We start from the raw sequence: 22,644 nt of genomic DNA on the forward strand, positions 1-22,644 counted from the left end.
AGTTTCACGATTATTTCCCGACGTCGAGGAGTGCGACGCGTTCACACACCAGCGCCAGGAGGTCGCCGTCGACGGCGTCGAGTTCCGCCGCCGTCACGTCGAAAAACGCCCGCACGCGGTCGGCGTCGACGGTGTCGAGCGTCGGTTCGAGGGCGAGTTCGTCGCGAACGGCGTCGGCGGCCGCCGTCTCTCGCTCCGCGTCGCCGTCCGCGGCCGAGACGACCACCACTGCCGGCGTCCGCCCCCCGCTGACGCCCATCTCCAGGGCGTCGTCGATCTGTCGGCGGCCGGCCGCGTAGAGCAGAATCTCCACGCTTCGCTCGCGCGCGACGTTCTCGTCGCGGGCGAACGCCCGATCCGCGAGTTCGACCGCCCGCGCCAACTGCTGTCGGCCGACGACGTAGCGCGCGTCGAACGCCTGCACCGACACGCCGTGGGTCGTGGCGATGTCGTCGAGGCGGCCCAGAAAGATATCGAGGTCGGCGATGTCGGCGATTCCTTCGACGACCTTCATCCGAAATCACCCAGGCTGGCCTGCTGGTCGGCGTCGGCCGTCTCCGTTTCCTCCGTTGCCACCGCGCCGTCGGCGTCGCTCGCCGCCTCGTCGTCCGCGCTCACGGCGTCCATCGACGGATCGCGCCGCCCGGCGTTCTCCAGGATGCGCTCGGCCGTCCGTTCGCGCCCGCGGAGCGCGCCGAGCACCACCGACTTCTCCGCCTCCCGGAGGTCGGCCCGCGACTCGACGCCCGCCTCGTACAGGCGGCGGGCGCGCTTGCGACCGATGCCCCGGACGCCCGCCAGGTCCAGCAACTCCTCGCGGACGCCGTATTCGACTCGCTTTTTCGCCTCGCGGACGGCGACGACACAGTCGAGTTCGAGTTCGGTCGCGAGGCGTTCGGCCGCGCCCAGCAACCACTCCGCGGTGTCGACTTTGCCCCGGATGTCGCCCGGGCCGACGCCGTAGCGCTCCGCGATGCGGTCCTCGTCGAGTTCGCTCGCCCAGTCCTCCAGCAGTTTCGCCGTCTTCAGTGCCGAGAGCCACTCCTCGAAGCGCACGTCCTCGAACTCCGAGGGGACGCGACCCAGGAACGCCGACTCGCGCTCGTAACAGAGTTCGGTGTACGTCTCCCGATCCCCCGATTTCAGGTAGAGCTCGTACATGTCGGGCGTCCGCGAGACGAGGTGATAGAGGCCGAGTGGCGTGGGGTCGTCGGCCGCGCGCAGGCCGTCGACGATTTCGGCCGCGCTCATCGGGTCGAGATAGAGGCGGGAGACGGTGTGGCCTAAGTTCGTCGCGGTGAGTTCCTCGCCGTCCCGGTCGACGAACCCGTTGGCGTCGAGATACGCCAGCACGTCGTCGACGACGGACTCCAGGCGCTCGGTGTCGTCGGCCTGCGTGGCGTAGAGCGTCCGGTCGAGGAAATCGAGGAGGCCGGACCGCGTGCGGGCGAAGCCGGAGGCGACGGTGGCCAGCAGATGGGTGCGCATCGCGGGTTCCCGGGCGAGTTTCGACTGCACCGGCTCCGGGTCGGCCCACACGTACCGCTCGAACAACTCGTCCATCGTGTCGTGGTCCTTCGCGAGCAACACGGCCTCGCCGTAGGGGTCACGGCCCGGCCGCCCGGCGCGGCCGAACATCTGGTGGACCTCCAGCGTTTCGAGTGGCTTCATGCCCCCGAACTCGCCGTCGTAGCGTCGCCAGTCGCGGACGATGACCCGCCGGCTGGGGGTGTTGACGCCCGCCGCGAGCGTCGGCGTCGCGCAGATGGCCTTGATCGTCCGGTCGCGGAAGGCGTCCTCGACGAGCGATCGGTGGTCGGCCGAGAGGCCGGCGTGGTGGAACGCGGCACCCTTTCGGACGACAGCGGCTAGGTCGTCGCTCGTCTCGGTGTCGGACACGTCGGCTATCTCCTCGGCCAGCGTCGCGAGTTCGTCGCGTTCGTCGTCGGTCAGGTGGTCGGCGGTCACGTCGGCCAGTCGGCGGGCCGCCGCCTCCGCGTTCCGACGGGAGTTGACGAAGACGAGCGACGACCCCTCCTCGTCGAGGGCGTCGTCGACGAGCGCGGCGGTCGGGCGCTCGCCTTTCTCCACCGGCACTTCGCGTTGCTCGCCGTCGTCGAACGTGATGGCGTCGCCGAAGTGGACGCCGGTTCGCAGGTCGACCGGCCGCCAGTCGGATTTGACGAGTTCGGCGTCCAGCCAGTCGGCCACCGCGTCGGCGTTGTCGACGGTCGCCGAGAGCGCGACCACCTGCAGGTCGGGGGTAATGCGCCGGAGTTTCGCCAGCGTCACCTCAAGCGTCGGGCCTCGGTTCGGGTCGTCGACGAGATGCACCTCGTCGGCGACGACGCAGGTGAGATCCTCCAGCCACGGAGCGCCGTTGCGCACGAGCGAGTCCACCTTCTCGCTCGTCGCGACGACGATATCCCGCGAGGCGAGCCACTCCTCGCTCGACTCGTAGTTTCCCGTGGAGATGCCGACGTCGATGTCGAAGTCGGCCCAGCGCTCGAACTCGGCCTTTTTCTCGCTGGCGAGCGCACGCAGCGGGACGATGTACAGCGCCGTTCCGCCGCGGTGAACGCTCGACAGCATGGCGAGTTCCGCCACGAGGGTCTTGCCACTCGCCGTGGGAACACTGGCGACGAGGCTCTCCCCTTCGGTGATGCCCTTCTCGACCGTCTCGGCCTGGGGCGGGTAGAGTTCCTCGATGCCCGACTCGACGAGGAAGTCGGGGACGCCCGGCGGGAGGCCGGGGATGTCCGCGGGGTTCATCGCTTGGGCAAGCCTTGGCGCGTCCCCGCGTTTAACCTGTCGGGTCGCCCTGCCCGCCGCGGTGGGTCTTTAGGACTGTCCCGCCCATCTCCGCCCGATGACGCTGACGATCGACGCGGGTGAGCGGACCGTTGAGGAGATTCTCGACGCCCTCGAGGCGGGCCAGCGGGTCGTGGTGCGCACCGAGCTGTTCGGCGGCGTCCACGAAGTGACGCTCCGTCACGATGGGACGACGTACTACTGTGATACGCCGACGACGCTGCACAAACACGGCTCCGTTGACGGGATGCGCACGTGCATCGAGCGGATGGGGTACGCGAGCGACGCCTAATACTGTCGGCTGTAACTGTTTCAAGATGTCCGTCGTCCCGGAGTGACGGACATCTTGATTGACTTACAGCCGACAGTATAACGGCCGCAGGTTTAACGCCGCGCGCGGGCGTACAATGGGTATGGCCGAATCCGACGCCCCGGAAATCGAGGACCTCGTCGGCGTCGACGAGCCGAACTTTCGACATGTGCTCTCCTGTGTGTTCGGCATTCAGGACCACGAGAGCCGAACGTATCTGACGCTCCTCGACAACCCCGGCTCCACCGTCGCGGAACTCGCGGACGAACTCGACCGCGACCGGAGCAACGTCAACCGCTCGCTGACGACGCTGCTGGAGAAGGGCCTGGTCGACCGGGAGCGCCGGTTGCTCGATCCCGGCGGCTACGTCTACCAGTACACCGCGACGCCGCTCCCGGAGGCAAAGGAGATGCTCCACCGCACTCTCGACGAGTGGGTCGACCGCGTCCACGACGCTATCGACGACTTCGGGACCTGATCGTGGTGAGCCGCAACGTGAACCCGTCCCGTTTTTTGCCTCGCAACCCATCTCCCCGGTAATGAGTTTCGACCTGACTGCGGCCACGCCGGCGGCGCCCGCCGTCGCCGACGACGGCGTCTGGCTCGCGTGCATCGAGTGTGGCGAGCAGTTCGCTCCGTTCTCGGCGATCCGCTACACCTGCGACCACTGCGACGGCCTGCTCGAAGTCCGCTACGCCGACCCGCCGACCTTCGACGACTTCGAGGGGCGCGGCGTCTGGCGCTACGCCGCCGGCCTCCCTTTCGCGGAGGGCGTCACCCTCCCGGAAGGCGACACGCCGCTTCACCGGGTCCCCCGTCTGGAGGAGTCGGTCGGCGTCGACACCCTCCGGATCAAACACGAGGGGATGAACCCGACGGGGAGTTTCAAAGACCGGGGCATGACCGTCGGCGTTCGCGTCGCGCGAGAGCTCGGCGTCGACCGCCTGGCGTGTGCCTCGACGGGCAACACGAGCGCCGCGCTCGCCGCCTACGGCGGCCGTGCCGGGATGGCGACGCTCGTTCTCCTGCCCGCCGGCAAGGTCGCGGCCGGCAAAATCGCACAGGCCGCGCTCCACGACGCCCGCATCCTCGAGGTCGACGGCAACTTCGACGACTGTCTCGACATCGTCCAGAACCTCGCCGCCCGCGGCGAAGTGTACCTGCTCAACTCGCTGAACCCCTTCCGCCTGGAGGGACAGAAGACGATCGGGTTCGAGATTCTGGAGGCGTTCCGCGACGACTACGGCCGGTTCCCGGATCGGATCGTGCTCCCGGTGGGCAACGCCGGCAACACGGCCGCGCTCTACAAATGCTTCCGCGAACTCGTCCAGAGCGGAGCGCTCGACCCCGAGCAGGTGCCGAAACTCACGGGCGTCCAGGCCGAGGGCGCGGCGCCGATGGTCGAAGCCGTTCAGGAGGGCAATGACACAGTGCGTCGGTGGGACGACGTCGAAACCATCGCCACCGCCATCCGCATCGGCAACCCGGTGAACGCGCCGAAGGCGCTACCGGGCATTCGCAACACGGGCGGCACCGCCGTCGCCGTGAGCGACGAGGAAATCACCGACGCCCAGCGCACCCTCGCCCGCGAGGGCGTCGGCGTCGAACCCGCGTCGGCCGCGTCCGTCGCCGGTCTCCGGAAACTCCGCGACTCCGGCGTCGTCGACGCCGACGAGGACGTGGTCTGTCTCACCACCGGCCACCTCCTGAAAGATCCAGACGCCGCCTTTGCGGCCGGGAACAAGCCCGAATCCGTGCCGAACGACACTGACGAGATCCTGACGTATCTCGCCGAGAACTAGGCCCCGATGTCGGGGTCGGCCGCCAGGTCGTCGAACCCGGCCAGGCGGTACGTTCGCGAGTCGGTGCAGTCCTCGTCGGCCGCGGCGAGTTCGCCGATAGCCAGATCGTATCGGTGGGCGAACCCGTCGTAGTCGTCAGCCGCCTCGACGGCGTCGATGAGTTCCTCGGCGGTCAGTTCCTCGTCGACGTCGTCCCGGAACGCGGCGGCCCGTTCGGCGGCGGCGGCCGCCTCGTCCGGATCGGCGTCGAATCGCTCCTCGAACGCTTCGGCCACCGTCTGCTCGAACGCGGTCTCGTCTTGGCTCATACGCGACGATTCGGTCGGTTTCCACGTATAGCTTGCGAGACGGAGCCGTCGGACGGCCGTCTGACGGGGGTTTTTGCTCGCGTGGCAACGTGTCACACGCATGGCTCCCAGCGGCTTTCCGACCGGCACGGTCAGTAGCGGGCGCGACGAGCCGTCGGACGCGCACCGATCCGCGCGCACCGACGACACCGACGCCCGCGCTCGCATCGCCGAACTGGAGCGGGAAAACGAGGCGCTCCGCGCCGCGGTGGAGAAACAGCGTCGGGAGAACGAACGCATCGTCGAGCGATACGAGCGGTTACTGGAACAAGAGCGCGCGGAGGCCGACGCCGAGACGGCAGACCGCGAGACGACTACCGCCTCGGTGCCCGAGGCGGGCACGCTGACCCGCATCGCCCGCGCCTTTCGTCGCTAGTCCTCGCCCTCGCCGTTCCCGAGCGTGATCTGTTTCACGTCGATGATGCGCTCGTCGGCCTTGATCGTCTCGACGGCGTCTGCTGGCACCGGCGAGTCGAGGTTGTACACCGTCATCGCCTCGCCGCCCACCGTCTCGCGGCCGTTGAACATGCCTGCGATGTTGACGTCGTTGTCGCCGAGGACGGTGCCGATGAGGCCCAACACGCCCGGCCGGTCGTAGTTGCGCACGACCAGCATCTGGCCGTGGGGGACGGCGTCGACGCGGTAGCCGTCGATGCGGACGATGCGTGGGTCGTCACCGGTGAAGAGGGTGCCACAGACGCCGACTTCGTCGTCGCCGTCGCCGACGGTGACGGTGACGAGGCTCTGGAAGTCCTCGCTCTGGCGAGTCTTCTCCTCGGTCACTTCGATGCCGCGCTCCTCGGCGATTTTCGGCGCGTTGACCGCGTTCACCTGCCACTCTAGCGGTTCGAACACGCCCTTGAGCCCGCTCGCGGTGACGAACTCGACGTCCTCGTCGGCGATGTCGCCCTCGTAGCGCACTCGGACTTCCGAGATGCGGCCGTCGAACATCTGGGCGGCGACTTTGCCGGCCGTCTCCGCGAGGTCGATGTAGGGGCTGACGCGGGGGAACGCGCTCTCGTCGATGGACGGCGCGTTCAGCGCGTTCGCGACGGGTTCGTCGCGGAAGGCCGCGACGATCTGGTCGGCGATGCTCGTGGCGACGTACTCCTGGGCGGCCTCCGTCGCCGCGCCCAGGTGGGGCGTCACGACCACGTCGTCGACGTCGAGCAGGGGGTTGTCGGGGCCGACCGGTTCGTCGGCGAAGACGTCGACGGCGGCGCCGGCGAGAGTACCGTCCTCGACGGCCGCGGCGAGCGCCGTCTCGTCCACGACGCCGCCGCGGGCGCAGTTGACGAGATAGCCGCCCTCCAGCCGGGCGAGTTCGTCGCCCGCGATCATCCCCTCCGTCTCCGGGGTTAGCGGCGTGTGCACCGTCAGGAAGTCGGCGCGGTCGAGACACGCCTCGAACCCGACGAGTTCGGCGCCCAGCTGGTCGGCCCGCTCCTCGCCGATGTAGGGGTCGTACGCCACGAGTTCCATCCCGAGCGAGCCGAGGCGGCGGGCCACCTCCTGGCCGACGCGGCCCAGGCCGACGATGCCGAGGGTCTTGCCGTTGAGCTCCGTCCCGAGGTAGTCGCCTTTCGCCCACTCGCCGGCCCGCAGGCGAGCGTGCGCCTGGGGGATGGAGCGCGCGGTGGCGAAGGCCATCGCGACGGTGTGTTCGGCAGCCGCGCGGACGTTGCCCTCGGGCGCGTTGGCGACGATGACGCCGTGGTCGGTCGCAGCGTCGATGTCGATGTTGTCGACGCCGATGCCCGCCCGGCCGACGATGACGAGGTCGGGCGCCGCCTCGAACACCGATTCGGTCACGTCCGTCCCGGATCGCACGACGAGCGCGTTGGCGTCCGCGACGGCGTCGAGGAGCGCCTCCCCCTCGACGCCGTAGGCGGTCTCCACCTCGTAGCCCGCGTCGCGGAGGCGGTCGAGCCCCGCGTCAGCGATCGGATCCGTGACGAGTACCTTCATACTCGAACCGACCCGAGGGCGGCTGTTAAGCGTTTCCAAACGCAAATATTGCCAGACGACCGGGCGGGAGATTCAAATCCTCGGCCGGCGACGACCCGATATGCGACTCGTCGCGTTCGATTTCGACGGCACGCTCTCGGACTCCGAGATGACGGTCCTTCTGGGCGATCAGTGTGGCGTCGCCGGCCGCATGGCAACGATCACCGAACGGGCGATGAACGACGAGATCAGCTACGCCGAGAGCCTGCGCGAACGGGCGGCGCTCCTGGAGGGGCTATCGATGGACCGCGCCGACGACGCCTTCGCCCAGGTGCGGTTGCGCCCCGGCTCGGCCGCCCTGATCGATCGCCTGAACGACGCCGGGCACCACACGGCGATCCTCACCGGCGGCTTCGAGCGCGGCGTCGAACGCGCGCTCGACCGGGCGGGCGTCACCGTCGACACCCTCGTCGCCAACCGCCTCCCCGCGAGCGGCGGCCATCTGACGGGGGACGTGACGGGCCCGCTGATCGAGGGCACCAAAGACGAAGCGCTGGAGTCGCTGGCGGCCGACCTCGATATCCCACAGTCCCGGACCGTCGCCGTCGGCGACGGCGCCAACGACCTGCCGATGCTGGAGGTGGCCGGTCTCTCCATCGGCTTTCTCCCCAAATCCGCGGTGCGGCCCGCCTGCGACGTGGTGGTGGCCTCGATGGACCGCCTCGGGCGCGTGTTCGCGGAGCACGGTCTGCTCGGCGCCGAACGATAACAGCGCAGCCGTCCTACAGGACTGCGGGCGACCAGCACCGAACGCGACGACAGCAGGTGGCTTTTTCGCCTCCGCCGACGCTCGTCGTGTATGACTGTTGCCGTCGTCTCGACCGGGGGGACGATCGCCTCCACCGAGGAACAGGGCGGAGACGCAGCGCCGGACCTTTCGGGTGCCGAACTGGTCGCCGCCGTCCCGTCTCTGGACGACGTAGCCCTACGGACGGTCGAGTTCTCGACCATCCCCAGTCCCCACTTCACTGTCGAGCAGATGGTCGACCTCGCGACGCTCGTCGGCGACCTCGACGCCGACCCCGAGGTGGACGGCATCGTCGTGACACAGGGGACGGATGTCCTCGAAGAGACGGCCTACTTCCTCGACCTGTGTTACGACGGGACGACGCCGGTGGCCGTCACCGGCGCGATGCGGAACCCGTCGCTCCCCAGTCCCGACGGGCCCGCGAATCTGCTGGCGTCCGTCCGAACCGTGCTGGACGCCGACGCCACTGGGAGAGGCGTTCTGGTCGTGTTCGCCGGGCGCGTGTTGCCCGCCAGGGAGGCGACGAAGACCCACTCGCAGATGGTGGACACGTTCGCCTGTCCCGAGTTCGGTCCGCTCGGCATCGTCGAGGAAGAGGCCGTCACGTGGCGGCGACGCGCCGAGAATCCCGATCCGACGTTCGACCCGGATCCCCGTCGTATCACGAACGACGTGGCCGCCGTGTACGTCACCGTCGACGCGTCCGCTTCGCACCTGTCGGCACACGCCGACGCCTCGGCCGTCTGTCTCGCCGTCACCGGTGCCGGCCACGTGAACGAACCGATCGCCGACGCCCTGGCGGACCTCAGATCGGCGGGCGTTCCCGTGGTCGTGACCTCGCGGTGCCCTCAGGGGAGACTCGCCCGGTCGACCTACGACTTCCGAGGCAGCGAGCGGACGCTTCAGCGCCTCGGCTGTCGCTTCTCCGATCTGAACCTCCAGAAAACGCGGATTCGAACCATCGTCGCCCAGGCGGCAGACCGCCTCGACGACGCCTTCGACTACGCGTAGGGCGGCGCGCCGACGGTTACGTCGCGGCGTCGATGGCCTGGTCCAGGTCGGCGATGATGTCCTCGACATCCTCTAAGCCGACCGAGAGGCGAACCATATCGGGGGTGACGCCCGCCGCTTGCTGTTCTTCCTCCGTCAACTGCTGGTGCGTGGTCGACGCCGGATGGATGACGAGCGTCTTCGCGTCGCCGACGTTGGCGAGTAGGGAGGCGAGTTCGACGTTGTTCACCGTCTCGCGGGCAGCCTCGTAGCCTTCGCTGAGGCCGAAGGTGATCATGCCGCCGTAGCCGCCGTCGAGATACTCGCTCGCGTTGCCGTGGGTCTCGTGGGACTCCAGGCCGGGGTAGTTCACCCACTCGATGTCGGGGTGGTCTTCCAGATGCTCGGCGACGGCCATCGCGTTCGCGCAGTGGCGGTCCATGCGCATCGGGAACGACTCCAGTTTCTGGAGGGTGACCCAGGCGTCGAACGGCGACTGGGTGTTACCCAGGTCGCGCAGGCCGCGGGCGATGGCGGCGTAGGTGAAGCCCGCGGGCGCGAACGTCTCGTGGAAGTTGACGCCGTGATAGGCCGGGTTCGCCTGCCCGATTTCGGGGTAGTCCTCGGCGTACTCGCCCCAATCGAAAGTGCCGCCGTCGACGAGGACGCCGCCGACGGTCGATCCCGAGCCGTGGAGCCACTTCGTCGTCGAGTTCCAGACCAGATCCGCGCCGTGTTCGACGGGGCGACAGAGGTAGGGCGTCGCGAACGTGTTGTCGATGAACAACGGCACGCCGTGGTCGTGGGCGATGTCGGCGATGCGCTCGATGTCGGGAGTTACCAGCGCCGGGTTGCCGATGGTTTCGAGATGCACGTACGCGGTGTCGTCGTCGATGGCCTCGGCGTACGCCTCGTAATCCAGCGTGTCGACGAAGCGGGTCGTGATCCCGCGGCGTTCGACGGAGTGAGTGAAATACGTGTACGTCCCGCCGTACAGCGCCGAGGCCGTGACGATGTTGTCGCCGGCCTCCGCGAGCAGGAAGGTCGCGAGGTCGAGGGAGGCCATCCCGGACGCGGTGGCCGCGGCGCCGACGCCGCCCTCGAGCGACGCCAGTCGTTCCTGCAGCATCCCCACGGTCGGGTTCATCAGCCGCGAGTAGATGTGCCCCTCCTTTTCGAGGGCGAACTGCTGGGCGGCGTCCTCGGCGTCGTCGAAGACGTACGAGGTGGTCTGATAGATCGGTGGTGCCCGTGCGCCCGTCGCGGGGTCGGGTTCCTGTCCGGCGTGGAGGCTTCGCGTGTGGAATCCGCGCGTGTCTTCGTCTGCCATGGATCCGCCTTCGACGGCGACTCCCCTAAAACCGCCGCCGAACGCGTCGATTCGACGATCGGGCACTCGATTAGGAATAATATTGATGTTCGCGGTGTTATACTCAGATAAATTCTAAAGCGAGCTAGGAATATTAGGATTAACGAGCCATACATACAGAGATTGAAGTGGTAAGCACACGCACACCAAACCGTATCATGATGGAACCCGCCGTCGAAGCCGCGTTGACTGGCTACGGACGCACCGTCGCTCCCGAGACGCCCGCATCCGAGGCCGCACAGACGCTCCGCGAACCGGATGTTCCGCTCCTCGTCGTCGAGGACGAAGGCGTCGAAGGTGTCGTGACCGAATCCGATTTCGTCGCGATGGTCGCGGAAACGGCCGAACCGGTTCCCGTCTCGGCCATCATGTCCGATTCGCCCGTAACCGTCTCGCCGCTGACGCCGGTATCGACCGTCGTCGAGAAGATGCATCGCCACGGTGTCAAGCAGGTGCTCGTCGTCGACAACGGGGCGTCGAAGACGCCAACCGGCGAAGCCGGTGACAGCGAGACACACTCCTCGAGCAGTCGGCCGGAGGCCGACACCGACGGCACCTACTGGGGGTTCGTCTCCATCGACTCGGTCGAGCCTCATCTCACTGACTCGTGCATCGAGGTCGAGTGGAACGGCCCACAAACGACCGTGGAGGCGACGGACTCTCCGATCCGTGCGGCCGGCGACTAGGTCCCGCGTCGCGTCGTCGCGCCCCGACTCACTACTCCTGCGACCCGTCGTCGCCACCGCCCGCGACGCTGAACCTTCCTTGGACCTGTGTGAACGCCCTCCATGTTATAGGTATGAATATTAGGAGGATGCATACGGTTATACAGAGATTAAAATGCGTCGAGGCCCTCCGTTCGGACACAATGTCGAACACGCCAGTCGAAGCGGCGCTGACGGGATACGGGCGCACTGTATCCCCCGACGCGTCGGCCACGGAAGCGGCACGGAAACTACGCGACGCCGATGTCCCCATCCTCGTCGTCGAGGACGAGGGCATCGAGGGCGTCGTGACCGAATCGGACTTCGTCGAGATGGTCGCCGAGACCACCGACGAGGTGTCGGTGACCGAACTCATGTCGAGTCCGCCGATCACGGCGTCGCCCCTGACGCCGCTGTCGACCGTCGCCGACCGGATGCGCCGCCACGGCGTCGAACGGGTCCTCGTCGTCGACGGCGGGGCGTCGGAGACGCCTCGGGGCACCGGTGACAGCGGGGCGCCACACTCCTCGGGCAGTCGGCCAGACGCCGACACCGACGGCACCTACTGGGGTTGTGTCTCCATTCGATCCGTCGCCATGCATTTCGCCGACCACCGACTCGACGTGCCACAGAATGCCTCGGCGACGACTGCCGACGCCGCGGCGCCGACGGCGGTCACCAGCGACTGACGCATCGGCCACACGAGACGAGTAGTCTATTGGCCCCTCGTTTCGAGGGAGTCGTCACCTCGCGGTGACGAACACCGACGACCGGCGGATCAGTCGGTTCCCAGGTAGAGCTCGGCCACTTCCTCGCTACCGAGCAGTTCTTCGCCGGTGCCTTCGAACCGGTTTTCGCCCATGTCGAGGACGATGCCGCGATCGGACCGCTTGAGCGCTGCCCGAGCGTTCTGCTCGACCATCAGCACGGTCGTTCCGGCGTCGTTGATGTCGACGATCTTCTCGAACACCTCCTCGACGAGCTGTGGGGCCAGTCCCGCCGACGGCTCGTCGAGGACGAGCAGATCCGGATCGAGGATCATCGCGGTCCCCATCGCGACCATCTGCTGTTGGCCGCCACTGAGGGAGCCCGCTTGTTGGTCGGCGCGGTCCTCGAGGACCGGGAACTGCTCGTACACTTCCTCGAGGCGCTCGTCGAAGTCGAACCAGTCCTCACCCTCGGCCGGCCACGCCCCCATCTTCAGGTTCTCCATGACCGAGAGGTTCGGGAAGATGTTGTCGTCCTGCCGGACGTAGCAGATGCCGTGTTCGACGACTTCCTCCGGGGGTTTGCCGGCGATGTCGTCGCCGTCGAACGTGATCGTTCCCTCCCGAGCCTCGACGACGCCGACGATGGTCTTCAGGAGCGTGGACTTGCCGGCGCCGTTCGGGCCGATGACCGTGACCATCTCGCCGTCGTCGACGCCCATGTCGACGCCGTGGACGATGATCGCGTCGCCGTAGCCGCTGACGACATCCTCCAGTTCGAGCAACATTAGACATCACCTCCGAGATACGCTTCGAGCATCCGTTCGTCGGACTGGACCTCCTCCGGCGTCCCTTTCGAGAGCACCTTGCCGTCGTGCATCCCGATAACCGTGTCGGATATTCGCATGATCGCTTCGATGTCGTGTTCCACGACGAGGAACGTCATGTCGCGCTCGTCGCGTAGCTCCATGATGCGCTGGAGGAGCCGGTCGGTCAGGTCGGGGTTCACCCCGGCCATCGGCTCGTCGAGCAACAGGAGATCCGGCTCCGCCATCAGCGCCCGCCCCAGCTCCAGCAGCTTCCGCTGGCCGCCGGAAAGGTTCCCCGCGTACTCGTCGCGCAGATCCCAGAGCTCGAGGAACTTCAACAGCTCCTCGGCCCGGTCGCGGGCGTCTTCCTCGTGGTCGCGGACGCTGCCCGTGTTGGCCGCTGCCGCGAGCACCTTCTCGCCGGGGTGGTTCTGTGATGCGAGTAGCATGTTCTCCATCACGCGCATCCCGGTGAGTTCCTGGGCGATCTGGAAGGTTCGGACCATGCCGCGCTGGGCACGCTCGTTGGGTTCGAGGTCCGTCACGTTCTCGCCGTCGAACTCCACCGTCCCGTCGTCGGGCTGGTGGAACCCGGTCAGCAGCTTGAACGTGGTGGATTTGCCGGCGCCGTTCGGACCGATGACGCCGACGATCTCCTTGCGATCGACCTCGAAGGAGACGTCGTCGACGGCGACGATACCGCCGAACGTCTTCCGGAGGTTGCGAGCTTCCAGGAGTGTCATCGTGTTGCCTCCCCGAACAGGCCGTCCGGACGGGTGATCAGTCCGACGATGAGCGCCAGGAGCCCGACACCGAACTTGTATTCGGACGGGATGACGGCCACGCTCACCTCCTGTGCGACGCCGATGGTGTATCCGCCGGCGACGGCGCCTTTGGGATCACCGATGCCGCCCAGGATGACCGCCGCAAAGATCGGGATCAGGGCGGTAAAGCCCATGTTCGGCCGAATCTGCGCATCCAGGCCGAGCATGATGCCGCCCAGTCCAGCGATGGCGCCGCCGATCAGCCAGACGTACAACACGATCCTTTCGGTGTCGACACCGCGGATGCGCGAGAGCATCCGGTCGTCGGACGCCGCTCGCATCGCGATGCCGATGCGGGTCCGCCGAAGCAGGACGTACACGCCGAGCAGCAACAGGATACTCACGACCATGATCGCCACCTGCTCGACGCTGAACCTGACGCCCGCGAACGACGGATTGGCCTCCATCGGGAGTTCGTAGAAGTGGCCGCTCGGCCCCCAAATCGCGCGGATGAAGTTCCGGATGATGAAGGCCAGTCCGATGGAGACGATGAGCAGCGTGATCGGGCTCCGTGTGCGGAAATGCTGGAACACGAGCTTGTCGAGGGCAACCGCACCGACCGACATGGTGAGGATGCCGACGACGATGGCCACGCCGAGCGGGAGCCCCACCTGTGCGTTGACCGCCCAGGCGACGTACGCGCCGGCGGCCATGTAGTCACCGTACGCGATGTTGATGAAGTTGAGGATCCCGAAGATGAGCGTCAGTCCGAGCGCCGAGACGGCGATGATGCTTCCGACGACCAGTCCGTTCCAGATGAGTTGTGGATCGAGTACCATCAGTGATCACTCCGAAGTACCAGCCTGCAGTCGTTCGGCATCGCCGAGCAGTCCCTCCGGCCGGTAGTAGAGGACGAGAATCAACACCACGCCCACGATCATCAGGCGGATGTATGCGAGCTGGTCGCCGAACGGTACGTCACCGGGGATGAACCGCGTGATCTGACGAAGGAACACGATGACGGTAGCGCCCAGGATCGCGCCACCGTAGCTCCCGGCCCCGCCGATGATGACCGCCGCCCAGATCAGGAACGTGATGCTGGGCAGGAACATGATCGACGAGATGGCGTAGACGTAGTGTGCCCAGAGCCCGCCCGCGAGTCCGGCGACCGCGGCGCCGATGCCGAACGATTTCAGCTTGAAGATGGTGATGTTCTTGCCGAGGGCGAGCGGGACGTCGTCGTTCTCGCGGATGGCGTGGAGCACCCGGCCGAACGGGCTGTGTGAGAGCCGCGTGAACAGCAGGTAACACACGCCGACGATGGCCCACACGAGGACGAAGTAGAAGAGGTCGTAGCTGACCGGAACCGCGCCATCGAGCGGTCGTGGGATGTTCTTCAACGTCTGTGCGCCGGTCGTCAGCCACGCCTCGTTGTGGATCATCAATCGGATGAGTTCCGCGGAACTCAGCGTCACCATCGCCAGGTAATCCCCTTCCAGGCGGACGCTCGTCGTGGCGATCAGCAGGCCGGTGACTCCCGCGAGGGCAGTGCCGGCGATCAGGCCAACGACGATGGGGAAGTTGAACCCCACGACCCGTGTCGCCAGATCGCCCGTCGCCGGCGGTGTCGTGAGGATCGCGGACGTGTACGCACCGACCGCGAAGAAGGCCGCGTGCGCGAAGTTCAACAGCCCGGTGTCGCCCCAGTGCATATTCATCCCGATCGCTAACAACGAGTAGATGCCGGCGATGATGCCGACGACCAACAGGAGGTCTACGAGTGCCATGATTTGATATGTTGTGTATGGTTGATATTCCGGTGAAAAACGGTCGGCGATGACCGTCTCAAGCGGTGAGCTCTTCGGCCGAGAACGTCGTCACTGCGGTCCACTCGCCGTCCTCGACTTCGAGGACGGAGAACGGCCCGACCGGATCGCCGTCCTCGTCGAAGTCCTGCGGGTTCGAGGCGCCCTGGTAGTTGATTTCGTTGCCGGCCTCGAGTTCTTCCTTCCCCTCCGAGAACGTCGTCACCTCGGTTCCCTCGGGACGAGCGACCGGATTGATGTTGTTCGTGATCGCCTCGCGGGTCGCTTCGCCGCCCCGCTGGGCTGCCAGCGCGATGAGGTTCATCGCGTCGTAACCGGCCGCGGTGAAGGTGCCGGGGGCCTGCCCGTGCATCTCCTGATGGCGCTCCGCGAACGAGTCGTACGACGGACCGGGAGCGGGCGCCTGGCCGAAGATGGGCGCCTCCGCCATCACGTCGGGACCGATGCGCTCGATGAAGTCCGCCGTGACCACGTCGTTGCCGATGAAAATCGGGATGTCTAGGCCAGCCTCTATGTAGTTGCGCATGAACAGCGCGGACACCTCCGTCCCGGCGGTCATGGAAATGACGTCAGGCTCGGCGTCGGCGATCTCCTGGATCTCGCTCCGGTAGGAGTCGGCGTTGATCCCGAGCGCCACGTCGGCCACCTGCTCGCCGCCCTGCGAGGTGAAGTAGTCGGCGACGGCCGTCGAGAAACTCTGTGATCCCTTGTCGTCCTTGTACGTGACCGCCATCGTGTTGTAGTCGTTCGTGAGCGCGTACTGCCCCTGTGCCCGTCCGGCGATGGCGTCGCTCGGCACCGTCCGCCACAGGTATTCGTCGGGACCCCCCACGTCGTCCATCTGCGTCGTCCCCGCGGAGACCGAAAGCGTCGGCAGCCCCGCGTCCCGGATCGGCTGGAAAAGGTTCGGCATCACGCTGCTCGACGGGCCGAGCGTGGCCACCACGCCGGCCTCGTCGAGCGTGTTGAACCCCGAAATCGCTGCCTGTGGGGTCGTCTCCGTGTCTTGCTCGTTGATCTCCACTTCCTGTCCCAGAAGGCCGGCGTCGTTGATGTCTGCGAGCGCAACGTCGCGGCCACGTGCGGCGTTCGGCCCGACCCAGCCGAGACCCTGGCTGAACGGAGCGAGGGTTCCGACGAGGATCGAGTCGCCGCTTCCACCGCCACTGCCGCCACCGCCGGAACATCCGGCGAGGCCAACGATTCCCGCTGCACCCGCTGCCTTGACGAACTGACGCCGTCGAACGCTTCTATCGGACATTTCGGTCCAAACTCCCCCGGCTCTTTCCCATTAATTATTGTGGTATTGTTGCTTGATACCGCTTAACGTTCGCGATTAATTAAATAAAGTTGGTTATTAGTTATCTCGATATATCACAAATATCCATCCACGAGAGATTTCGCGCGCTATCGCGTCGGAGGCGGCAAAAAACGCCGATCCACTCGCTCGCACGCGGTCCGATCCCTCGGCGCGTGCGGATTGGCGTATCGAAATCCTCGTGGCTACCGATACTCTCTCTTAGCCGCTGAACAGCGAGTTGTGAACCGGGGCGAAGTCGTCCGTCTCGACCGGCTCCTCCTCTTCGGCCGTGTCGTGGATCGCCCGGCCCTCTAGCCCCTCGCCGAGGAAGTCCCGGAGCGGCGGGCCGACCTTCTCGGGTTCGACGAGGAAGGCGTCGTGGCCGTGGTCGGATTCGACCACGTGGTGGGCAACCGGGACGCCCGCCGTGCGACACGCCTCAGCCAGCGACTCTGACTGCCCGACGGTGAAATGCCAGTCGCCGGTGAACGACATGATCAACGCTTCGCCCTCGAAGGCCGCGAGGGCGTCGGCGTCGTTCTCGTACCCCTCGCTGAGGTCGTAGTCGTCCATCGCGCGGGTGAGATAGAGGTAGGCGTTGGGGTCGAACCGGTCGACGAACTTCTCGGCCTGGTAGTCGAGATAGGACTCCACCTCGCGGTAGGGGAAATAGCCCGCGGCGCGGTCCGCGGGGAACGAGCGGACGGCGTCGCGACCCGCGGCCCGGCGGCCGAACCGCTCCTCCATCGACTGCTTCGAGAGGTACATCACGTGACCGATCTGTCGGGCGAGCGCCAGGCCGTCGGTCGGCGCTTCGCCGCCGTAGTAGTCGCCGCCCTGCCAGTCGTCGTCGCTCGTGATGGCGCGGCGGGCGATGGCGTCGAGGGCGAGACACTGCGAGTCGAGGCGAGCCGCGGCCGCGACCGGAATGATGCGCTTGACATCGTCGGGGTACTGCACCGCCCAGTCGAGGACGTTCATTCCGCCGGCGCTCCCGCCGACGACGGCGTGCAGACGGCCGACGCCGAGGTCGTCGAGCAGTCGTCGCTGCGCACGCGTCCAGTCGCCGATCGTCACGGGCGGGAAGTCGGTCCCCCAGGGGTCGCCGGTTTCGGGGTTCTCCGCCGGCGGCCCTGACGACCCGTAACACGACCCGGGCACGTTCGCACAGACGACGTAATACTCGGTGGTGTCGATGGCCTTGCCCGCGCCGACGATGTCGTTCCACCACGCCCGCGCCTGGCCGGCCGTGCTCGCGACGCCCTCGCTGGCGACGTTCTGACTGCCGGTGAGGGCGTGACAGACCAGCACCGCGTTGCTGCCGCCCTCCGGATCGGCCTCGAACTCGCCGTAGGCTTCGTACGCCACCTGCAGGTCGTCGATCGACTCCCCGCATTCGAACTCGAACTCGCCGAGGTGGCGCGTGCCGCTTTCGACCGAGGTCATCGTAACCCTCGTTCGAGGTCGGACGTAATGTCTTCCACGTCTTCGAGACCGACCGAGAGGCGAACCATGTCGGGGGTGACGCCCGCCGCTTGCTGTTCTTCCTCCGTCAACTGCGAGTGCGTGGTCGACGCCGGATGGATGACGAGCGTCTTCGCGTCGCCGATGTTGGCGAGGAAACTCGCCATCTCGACGGTCTCACACAGGTCTTTCGCGGCCTCGTACCCTCCGGCGGGGCCGAAGGTGATCATGCCGCCATAGCCGCCATCGAGGTATTCGTTCGCGTTGTCGTGGGTCTCGTGGGACTCCAGGCCGGGGTAGGTCACCCAGTCGACGGCCGGATGGTCGGCCAGGAACTCCGCGACGGCCATCGCGTTCGCGCAGTGGCGGTCCATCCGCAAGGGGAGCGTTTCGGAGCCCTGCAGCGTCACCCAGGCGTCGAACGGCGACTGGCCGTTGCCGAGGCTGCGAAGCGAGCGGTAGCGGGCGACCGCCGCCAGCGCCCGGTCGCCGAATCGCTCGGTGAAATCGAAGCCGTAAGCCGGATTTTCGCCCGCGAGTTCGGGGTAGTCGGCGTCGGGGTGGTCCCACGGAAAGGTACCGCCGTCGACGAGGACGCCGCCGACGGTCGTGCCCGACCCGTGGATCCACTTCGTCGTCGACTCCCAGACCGCGTCGGCGCCGTGTTCGATCGGCCGACAGAGGTAGGGCGTCGCGAACGTGTTGTCGACGAGTAGCGGCGCCGCGTTGTCGTGAGCGATGTCGGCGATGCGCTCGAAATCCGGCGTCACCAGCGACGGGTTGGCGAGGGTCTCGACGTGGACGAACGCGGTGTTTTCGTCGATGGCCTCGGCGTAGGCGTCGTAGTCCAGCGTGTCGACGGTGCGGACCTCGACACCGCGTCGCGAGGCCATCTTCGAGAAGTAGGTGCTCGTCCCGCCGTACATATCCGCGGAGGCGACGATGTTGTCGCCGGCGGACGCGAGGACGCTCGTTCCGGCGTCGAGGGCGGCCATCCCCGCCGCGGTGGCGACGGCGTCGGTCCCGCCCGACAGCGAGGCGAGGCGCCGTTCGAGGGTCCGCGTCGTCGGATTCGAGAACCGCGCGTAGATGTTGTCTTCGACGTCGAGGCGGAACCGCTCGGCGGCGTCCTCGGCGTCGTCGAAGACGTACGAGGTGGTCTGATAGATCGGAGGCGCCCGTGCGCCCGTCGCCGGGTCCGGCTCCTGCCCGGCGTGGAGGCTTCGGGTATGAAAGCCGTCGGTCATGTGTATCATGCATATTCCTGGAGAAACTTATAACCGGTAGTTACGCGACGAGCGCCCGCGGCCGGCACCAAAAGCTCCATGCCATCTCGCGCCCCCGTCTTTCACATCGAGGTGGCTCGAATGCCCGAAACACGCGAATACAGGGACGACTATCCCGACAAGACGCTGTACATCCCGGGGCCGACCGAGGTGCGCGCAGACGTCATCGAGGCCATGTGCGAACCCATGTTCGGTCACCGCATGGACCGGATGACGGATCTCTATACGACCATCGTCGAGGACACGAAGACGTTCCTCGGCACCGACAACGATGTCATCATCCTCACCGCATCGGGGACGGAGTTCTGGGAAGCCTCCACGCTCAACCTCGTCGACGACCGGATGCTCGTGCCGACCTGTGGCAGTTTCAGCGAGCGCCACGCCAACGTCGCCGAGCGGTTGGGAAAGACCGTCGACCGACTCGAATACGCGTGGGGCGAGGCGGTCAAACCCGACGATATCCGGGCGGAACTCGAACGTAACGACGCCGACTACGACGTCGTCACCTGCGTCATGAACGAGAGTTCGACCGGCGTTCGGAACCCGATCGAGGAGATTGGCGATGTTGTCGCGGAGTATCCCGGCACCTACTTCGTCGTCGACGCGGTGTCGGCGCTGGGCGGCGACTACGTCGACATCGACGCCCACGACATCGATGTCATCTTCGCGTCGACTCAGAAGGCCTTCGCCATGCCGCCGGGCCTCGCCGTCTGTGTCGTCAGCGACGACGCCTACGAGCGCGAACTCGAGACGGACTCCGCGTCGTGGTACGGCGGCTTCCAGCGCACCCTCGACTACTACGATCGGAAGGGACAGACCCACTCCACGCCGGCGATTCCGATCATGCTGGCCTACCGCGCGCAGATGAAACGGATGCTCGACGAGGGCCACGAGGCCCGCGCCCGGCGCCACCGGGAGATGGCCGAATACACCCGCGAGTGGGCCCGCGAGCATTTCGATCTCTTCCCCGAGGCGGGCTACGAGTCCCAGACGGTGAGTTGCATCGCGAACACGCGCGGTATCGACATCGCCGCGACCATCGACGCCGTCTCCGAGCAGTACGATATGGTCTTCTCCAACGGCTACGGCTCCACACTCGGCGAGAAGACGTTTCGCATCGGCCACATGGGCGAACACACCGTCGAGAGCATCGAAGCCCTGACCGACGCCATCGAGGACGTGGCGGACCTGTGACGGCCTAGAGGTCGGTGCTCTGGAAGACGAAGGCGCCGACGGCGATGGGCACCACCAGCCAGAGGAGCATGTACACGACGGTGGCGACGTCGCCGTAGATAACCGACAGCGACGAGCCGAGCGCCTCTCGGGCCCGCGGGTCGATGCCGAGGAAGAACCCGAACATCTGCAAACGCGCATTGAGTGCCGACATGAACAGGGCGTCGACGAGCGTCTTGTACGCCTGAATCGGGTTGAGCAGTTTCAGCAACAGCACTATCTCATAGCGCGTCGCCGTCGCCACGTCGACGCCGACGTCGCCGAGGAGGGCGATGGCCCCGTCGACCAGGCGGTTCGACAGGAAGTCCCAACCGAACCAGAACAGCGCGAACGCGCCCCCGCTCCCCAGGATGGCCTGTCGATTGCCGTTCGCCGCCGCCGAGATGCCGACCGAGATGCCGACGAACACCACGCCCAGGAACGCGGTCAACAACGCGAACTGCACGTACGTCAGCCAGTCGAGCGCCGACGACCCCGGAATCAGCAGGAGGATGGACACGAGGAAGCCGAGCAACACCGGCACGACGATGACGGCGCTCCGGCCCACCAACTTGCCGATGACGACGTCCGTCCGCGAGTGGGGCATCGACAGCAGGAGCTTCATCGTTCCCGAGTCGCGCTCGCGGGTTATCGACGCGTAGGCGACCACCACCGCGGTCAGGGGAACGACGATGGCCGTCGCCTCCTTCATGAAGAAGATGACGAGTTGGACGATGCCGGAACTGTTCTGTGGCCCGCCGAGGTCGCCGGAGTACAGGCGGACGACCGCCGGGAACGAGAAGACGAGTACGAACACGACCGACAGCCCCCACAGCCACCGCGACCGGATGGCGTCCTCGAAGTCCTTCCGGGCCACGGCGCTCCACGTCATGCCGACACCGCCTCCCCTTCGGTGTACGCGAGAAATAGATCTTCCAGCGAGGTTTCCTCTGTCTGGAAGTCCTCGACCGTCACGCCGGCGTCCTCCAGTGCGCCGATGACGGCGGTCTTCGAGGCCGGATCACAGGAGACGGTGACCGTCGTCCCGTCGGTCGTGGCCGCGCTCACGCCGTCGAGGGCGCGAACGGCGTCGAGGTCGCTCTCGCTCGCTGCGTCGACGGTGACGACCAGGGTCGCGTCCTCGCCCACCGCTTCCCGGAGTCCCTCGATGCTGTCCTCGGCGACGAGTTCGCCGCCCCGGAGGATGCCGACCCGGTCACAGACGGCTTCGACCTGTCCCAGCACGTGGCTCGAGAAGAAGACGGTCGCGCCGCGGTCGGCTTCCGCGCGTACGATGTCGCGCATCTCGCGTGCGCCGCCCGGATCGAGTCCCGACGACGGTTCGTCGAGAATGAGCAGATCCGGTTCTCCCACGAGCGCCATCCCGAGGACGAGTCGCTGGCGCATCCCCTTGGAGTAGCCCCCGGCCTTGCGGTCGGCGGCGTCCGCGATTCCCACGCGTTCCAGCACTGCGTCGGGATCGCCATCGACCTCCTTCGACCGCATGGCGAATTCGACGTGTTTGCGTCCGGTGAGGCGGTGATACACGTCGTACCCCTCCGGCAGCACGCCCGTGCGCCGGCGGACGGCGACGCTGTTGCGGCCCGCGTCCAGTCCGAGCACGCGAACCTGCCCTTCCGTCGGCCGGACGAAATCGAGCAACATGTTGATCGTCGTCGACTTCCCCGCGCCGTTCGGCCCGAGGAAGCCGAACACCTCGCCCTCGGGGACCGTGAGGTCGAGGTTCGAGACGGCGGTGACATCGCCGAACCGTTTGGTCACGCCGTCGAGTTCGATTGCGGACATGGGAAGCCGTTGGGCCAGTCCCGGTTAAAGAGTTTAGGTTGGCTCGCCTACACGGTCTCCTCGGGGTCGTGACGCTCGGCCATTCGCGTCGCCTCTGCCGCGTACCGCTCCTGCAGGGCTTTGTCCTCGACCGGCGTGAGCACGTCGGGATCGGCCTCGACAGCCGCGGTTACCCCGCCTGATCGCTCGACGGCGATGGGTGCTCGCTCGATACGGCGCACCGCGGTGCCGTCGGTCGTCGCGTACACCAGCGAGATGAGTCCCTTGTCGTCGTACGTCCGCTCGACCAGCCACAGGCGCCCGTCCATGCGTCGACACACGGCCGTGACGGTGTTATACTCTCGCCTGTGAGTCCGACGCGTCAGGCTCATTTGCGCTCGGC

General features: G+C 66.8%; 24 protein-coding genes. 9 read left to right on the plus strand and 15 right to left on the minus strand.

The genetic code is table 11. The features are described from left to right. Positions 1-10 precede the first annotated feature (10 nt). Positions 11-514 (minus strand): KEOPS complex subunit Cgi121, encoded by a 504-nt coding sequence (gene cgi121 / locus MXB53_RS03625; RefSeq protein ID WP_248895840.1) that lies wholly within the window; start codon positions 512-514, stop codon positions 11-13. Continuing rightward, on the minus strand, positions 511-2,772 hold the full coding sequence (locus MXB53_RS03630; protein ID WP_248895841.1) for an ATP-dependent DNA helicase: 2,262 nt from the start codon (positions 2,770-2,772) through the stop codon (positions 511-513). The genes cgi121 and MXB53_RS03630 overlap by 4 nt, the downstream gene beginning before the upstream one ends. A 97-nt stretch (positions 2,773-2,869) precedes the next feature. Here MXB53_RS03630 and MXB53_RS03635 point away from each other — a divergent pair, with 97 nt between their 5' ends. From MXB53_RS03635 to thrC, 3 genes are all read left to right on the plus strand, one after another. Beyond that, the gene (locus MXB53_RS03635; RefSeq protein ID WP_248895842.1) at positions 2,870-3,103 is read left to right on the plus strand and encodes a DUF8001 family protein; all 234 of its coding nucleotides are present in this window, start codon (positions 2,870-2,872) and stop codon (positions 3,101-3,103) included. A 121-nt stretch (positions 3,104-3,224) separates the two neighbouring features. Continuing rightward, a complete protein-coding gene (locus tag MXB53_RS03640) occupies positions 3,225-3,599 on the plus strand; it encodes a helix-turn-helix domain-containing protein (protein ID WP_248895843.1) in 375 nt (124 codons plus the stop codon). 61 nt (positions 3,600-3,660) lie between these two features. After that, entirely contained in the window at positions 3,661-4,923 is a 1,263-nt protein-coding gene (gene thrC / locus MXB53_RS03645; protein ID WP_248895844.1) for a threonine synthase, read from the plus strand. Here the strand turns inward: thrC and MXB53_RS03650 are convergent. Next, the gene (locus tag MXB53_RS03650; protein WP_248895845.1) at positions 4,920-5,231 is read right to left on the minus strand and encodes a hypothetical protein; all 312 of its coding nucleotides are present in this window, start codon (positions 5,229-5,231) and stop codon (positions 4,920-4,922) included. The genes thrC and MXB53_RS03650 overlap by 4 nt on opposite strands. Positions 5,232-5,331: 100 nt before the next feature. Between MXB53_RS03650 and MXB53_RS03655 the strand changes: the two genes are divergently transcribed. After that, positions 5,332-5,646 carry a hypothetical protein gene (locus MXB53_RS03655; protein WP_248895846.1) on the plus strand — a complete coding sequence of 105 codons (315 nt, stop codon included), beginning with the start codon at positions 5,332-5,334 and terminating at the stop codon, positions 5,644-5,646. On the opposite strand, the gene serA is transcribed toward MXB53_RS03655, so the two are convergent. Then, positions 5,643-7,238: a phosphoglycerate dehydrogenase gene (gene serA / locus MXB53_RS03660; protein WP_248895847.1), complete on the minus strand. Its 1,596-nt coding sequence runs from the start codon at positions 7,236-7,238 to the stop codon at positions 5,643-5,645. The two genes, MXB53_RS03655 and serA, sit on opposite strands and share 4 nt — an antisense overlap. A gap of 100 nt (positions 7,239-7,338) precedes the next feature. Between serA and serB the strand changes: the two genes are divergently transcribed. Further along, complete coding sequence (gene serB, locus MXB53_RS03665) at positions 7,339-7,986, plus strand: phosphoserine phosphatase SerB (protein WP_248895848.1); 648 nt, start codon at positions 7,339-7,341, stop codon at positions 7,984-7,986. A gap of 90 nt (positions 7,987-8,076) precedes the next feature. After that, complete coding sequence (locus MXB53_RS03670) at positions 8,077-9,036, plus strand: asparaginase (protein WP_248895849.1); 960 nt, start codon at positions 8,077-8,079, stop codon at positions 9,034-9,036. A gap of 16 nt (positions 9,037-9,052) precedes the next feature. On the opposite strand, the gene MXB53_RS03675 is transcribed toward MXB53_RS03670, so the two are convergent. Continuing rightward, on the minus strand, positions 9,053-10,345 hold the full coding sequence (locus MXB53_RS03675; protein ID WP_248895850.1) for an O-acetylhomoserine aminocarboxypropyltransferase/cysteine synthase family protein: 1,293 nt from the start codon (positions 10,343-10,345) through the stop codon (positions 9,053-9,055). A gap of 200 nt (positions 10,346-10,545) precedes the next feature. Between MXB53_RS03675 and MXB53_RS03680 the strand changes: the two genes are divergently transcribed. Next, on the plus strand, positions 10,546-11,070 hold the full coding sequence (locus tag MXB53_RS03680; protein ID WP_248895851.1) for a CBS domain-containing protein: 525 nt from the start codon (positions 10,546-10,548) through the stop codon (positions 11,068-11,070). Between the two features lie 182 nt (positions 11,071-11,252). After that, positions 11,253-11,777: a CBS domain-containing protein gene (locus MXB53_RS03685; RefSeq protein WP_248895852.1), complete on the plus strand. Its 525-nt coding sequence runs from the start codon at positions 11,253-11,255 to the stop codon at positions 11,775-11,777. An 89-nt stretch (positions 11,778-11,866) separates the two neighbouring features. Here the strand turns inward: MXB53_RS03685 and MXB53_RS03690 are convergent, their stop codons facing one another. The 7 genes from MXB53_RS03690 to MXB53_RS03720 form a co-directional block, all read right to left on the minus strand. Next, on the minus strand, positions 11,867-12,583 hold the full coding sequence (locus MXB53_RS03690; RefSeq protein ID WP_248895853.1) for an ABC transporter ATP-binding protein: 717 nt from the start codon (positions 12,581-12,583) through the stop codon (positions 11,867-11,869). After that, entirely contained in the window at positions 12,583-13,347 is a 765-nt protein-coding gene (locus tag MXB53_RS03695) for an ABC transporter ATP-binding protein (RefSeq protein ID WP_248895854.1), read from the minus strand. The genes MXB53_RS03690 and MXB53_RS03695 overlap by 1 nt, the downstream gene beginning before the upstream one ends. Beyond that, entirely contained in the window at positions 13,344-14,207 is an 864-nt protein-coding gene (locus MXB53_RS03700; protein ID WP_248895855.1) for a branched-chain amino acid ABC transporter permease, read from the minus strand. Before MXB53_RS03700 ends, MXB53_RS03695 begins: the two co-directional genes overlap by 4 nt. 6 nt (positions 14,208-14,213) lie before the next feature. Continuing rightward, positions 14,214-15,155 (minus strand): branched-chain amino acid ABC transporter permease, encoded by a 942-nt coding sequence (locus MXB53_RS03705; protein WP_248895856.1) that lies wholly within the window; start codon positions 15,153-15,155, stop codon positions 14,214-14,216. A 58-nt stretch (positions 15,156-15,213) separates the two neighbouring features. Continuing rightward, a complete protein-coding gene (locus MXB53_RS03710; protein ID WP_248895857.1) occupies positions 15,214-16,455 on the minus strand; it encodes an ABC transporter substrate-binding protein in 1,242 nt (413 codons plus the stop codon). 258 nt (positions 16,456-16,713) lie between these two features. After that, a complete protein-coding gene (metX, locus tag MXB53_RS03715; RefSeq protein WP_248895858.1) occupies positions 16,714-17,940 on the minus strand; it encodes a homoserine O-acetyltransferase MetX in 1,227 nt (408 codons plus the stop codon). Further along, a complete protein-coding gene (locus tag MXB53_RS03720) occupies positions 17,937-19,205 on the minus strand; it encodes an O-acetylhomoserine aminocarboxypropyltransferase/cysteine synthase family protein (protein WP_248895859.1) in 1,269 nt (422 codons plus the stop codon). Before MXB53_RS03720 ends, metX begins: the two co-directional genes overlap by 4 nt. Before the next feature lie 120 nt (positions 19,206-19,325). Here MXB53_RS03720 and MXB53_RS03725 point away from each other — a divergent pair, with 120 nt between their 5' ends. Next, the gene (locus MXB53_RS03725; RefSeq protein WP_248895860.1) at positions 19,326-20,438 is read left to right on the plus strand and encodes a pyridoxal-phosphate-dependent aminotransferase family protein; all 1,113 of its coding nucleotides are present in this window, start codon (positions 19,326-19,328) and stop codon (positions 20,436-20,438) included. Positions 20,439-20,442: 4 nt separating this feature from the next. Here MXB53_RS03725 and MXB53_RS03730 read toward each other — a convergent pair whose 3' ends face one another. Genes MXB53_RS03730 through MXB53_RS03740 form a run of 3 tightly spaced genes read right to left on the minus strand, consistent with a single transcriptional unit; the run spans position 20,443 to position 22,570 of the window. Then, positions 20,443-21,348, minus strand: a complete 906-nt coding sequence (locus MXB53_RS03730; protein ID WP_248895861.1) for an ABC transporter permease subunit — start codon at positions 21,346-21,348, stop codon at positions 20,443-20,445. Beyond that, on the minus strand, positions 21,345-22,262 hold the full coding sequence (locus MXB53_RS03735; protein ID WP_248895862.1) for an ABC transporter ATP-binding protein: 918 nt from the start codon (positions 22,260-22,262) through the stop codon (positions 21,345-21,347). Before MXB53_RS03735 ends, MXB53_RS03730 begins: the two co-directional genes overlap by 4 nt. Positions 22,263-22,309: 47 nt before the next feature. Beyond that, complete coding sequence (locus tag MXB53_RS03740; RefSeq protein ID WP_248895863.1) at positions 22,310-22,570, minus strand: DUF7967 family protein; 261 nt, start codon at positions 22,568-22,570, stop codon at positions 22,310-22,312. Positions 22,571-22,644: the final 74 nt, after the last annotated feature.

This window comes from Haloplanus sp. XH21, assembly GCF_023276355.1.
GTDB classification, from domain to species: Archaea; Halobacteriota; Halobacteria; order Halobacteriales; family Haloferacaceae; genus Haloplanus; species Haloplanus halobius.

What these genes read in the sequence shown, in the direction of transcription:
- serA (WP_248895847.1), bottom strand. Translation starts at nt 7,238, where the DNA reads ATGAAGGTACTCGTCACGGATCCGATCGCTGACGCGGGGCTCGACCGC.
- MXB53_RS03675 (WP_248895850.1), bottom strand. Translation starts at nt 10,345, where the DNA reads ATGGCAGACGAAGACACGCGCGGATTCCACACGCGAAGCCTCCACGCC.
- MXB53_RS03670 (WP_248895849.1), top strand. Translation starts at nt 8,077, where the DNA reads ATGACTGTTGCCGTCGTCTCGACCGGGGGGACGATCGCCTCCACCGAG.
- MXB53_RS03705 (WP_248895856.1), bottom strand. Translation starts at nt 15,155, where the DNA reads ATGGCACTCGTAGACCTCCTGTTGGTCGTCGGCATCATCGCCGGCATC.
- serB (WP_248895848.1), top strand. Translation starts at nt 7,339, where the DNA reads ATGCGACTCGTCGCGTTCGATTTCGACGGCACGCTCTCGGACTCCGAG.
- cgi121 (WP_248895840.1), bottom strand. Translation starts at nt 514, where the DNA reads ATGAAGGTCGTCGAAGGAATCGCCGACATCGCCGACCTCGATATCTTT.
- MXB53_RS03710 (WP_248895857.1), bottom strand. Translation starts at nt 16,455, where the DNA reads ATGTCCGATAGAAGCGTTCGACGGCGTCAGTTCGTCAAGGCAGCGGGT.
- MXB53_RS03655 (WP_248895846.1), top strand. Translation starts at nt 5,332, where the DNA reads ATGGCTCCCAGCGGCTTTCCGACCGGCACGGTCAGTAGCGGGCGCGAC.
- MXB53_RS03730 (WP_248895861.1), bottom strand. Translation starts at nt 21,348, where the DNA reads ATGACGTGGAGCGCCGTGGCCCGGAAGGACTTCGAGGACGCCATCCGG.
- MXB53_RS03725 (WP_248895860.1), top strand. Translation starts at nt 19,326, where the DNA reads ATGCCCGAAACACGCGAATACAGGGACGACTATCCCGACAAGACGCTG.
- MXB53_RS03695 (WP_248895854.1), bottom strand. Translation starts at nt 13,347, where the DNA reads ATGACACTCCTGGAAGCTCGCAACCTCCGGAAGACGTTCGGCGGTATC.
- MXB53_RS03685 (WP_248895852.1), top strand. Translation starts at nt 11,253, where the DNA reads ATGTCGAACACGCCAGTCGAAGCGGCGCTGACGGGATACGGGCGCACT.
- MXB53_RS03700 (WP_248895855.1), bottom strand. Translation starts at nt 14,207, where the DNA reads ATGGTACTCGATCCACAACTCATCTGGAACGGACTGGTCGTCGGAAGC.
- MXB53_RS03640 (WP_248895843.1), top strand. Translation starts at nt 3,225, where the DNA reads ATGGCCGAATCCGACGCCCCGGAAATCGAGGACCTCGTCGGCGTCGAC.
- MXB53_RS03680 (WP_248895851.1), top strand. Translation starts at nt 10,546, where the DNA reads ATGGAACCCGCCGTCGAAGCCGCGTTGACTGGCTACGGACGCACCGTC.
- thrC (WP_248895844.1), top strand. Translation starts at nt 3,661, where the DNA reads ATGAGTTTCGACCTGACTGCGGCCACGCCGGCGGCGCCCGCCGTCGCC.
- MXB53_RS03720 (WP_248895859.1), bottom strand. Translation starts at nt 19,205, where the DNA reads ATGACCGACGGCTTTCATACCCGAAGCCTCCACGCCGGGCAGGAGCCG.
- MXB53_RS03735 (WP_248895862.1), bottom strand. Translation starts at nt 22,262, where the DNA reads ATGTCCGCAATCGAACTCGACGGCGTGACCAAACGGTTCGGCGATGTC.
- MXB53_RS03650 (WP_248895845.1), bottom strand. Translation starts at nt 5,231, where the DNA reads ATGAGCCAAGACGAGACCGCGTTCGAGCAGACGGTGGCCGAAGCGTTC.
- MXB53_RS03630 (WP_248895841.1), bottom strand. Translation starts at nt 2,772, where the DNA reads ATGAACCCCGCGGACATCCCCGGCCTCCCGCCGGGCGTCCCCGACTTC.
- MXB53_RS03690 (WP_248895853.1), bottom strand. Translation starts at nt 12,583, where the DNA reads ATGTTGCTCGAACTGGAGGATGTCGTCAGCGGCTACGGCGACGCGATC.
- MXB53_RS03740 (WP_248895863.1), bottom strand. Translation starts at nt 22,570, where the DNA reads ATGGACGGGCGCCTGTGGCTGGTCGAGCGGACGTACGACGACAAGGGA.
- metX (WP_248895858.1), bottom strand. Translation starts at nt 17,940, where the DNA reads ATGACCTCGGTCGAAAGCGGCACGCGCCACCTCGGCGAGTTCGAGTTC.
- MXB53_RS03635 (WP_248895842.1), top strand. Translation starts at nt 2,870, where the DNA reads ATGACGCTGACGATCGACGCGGGTGAGCGGACCGTTGAGGAGATTCTC.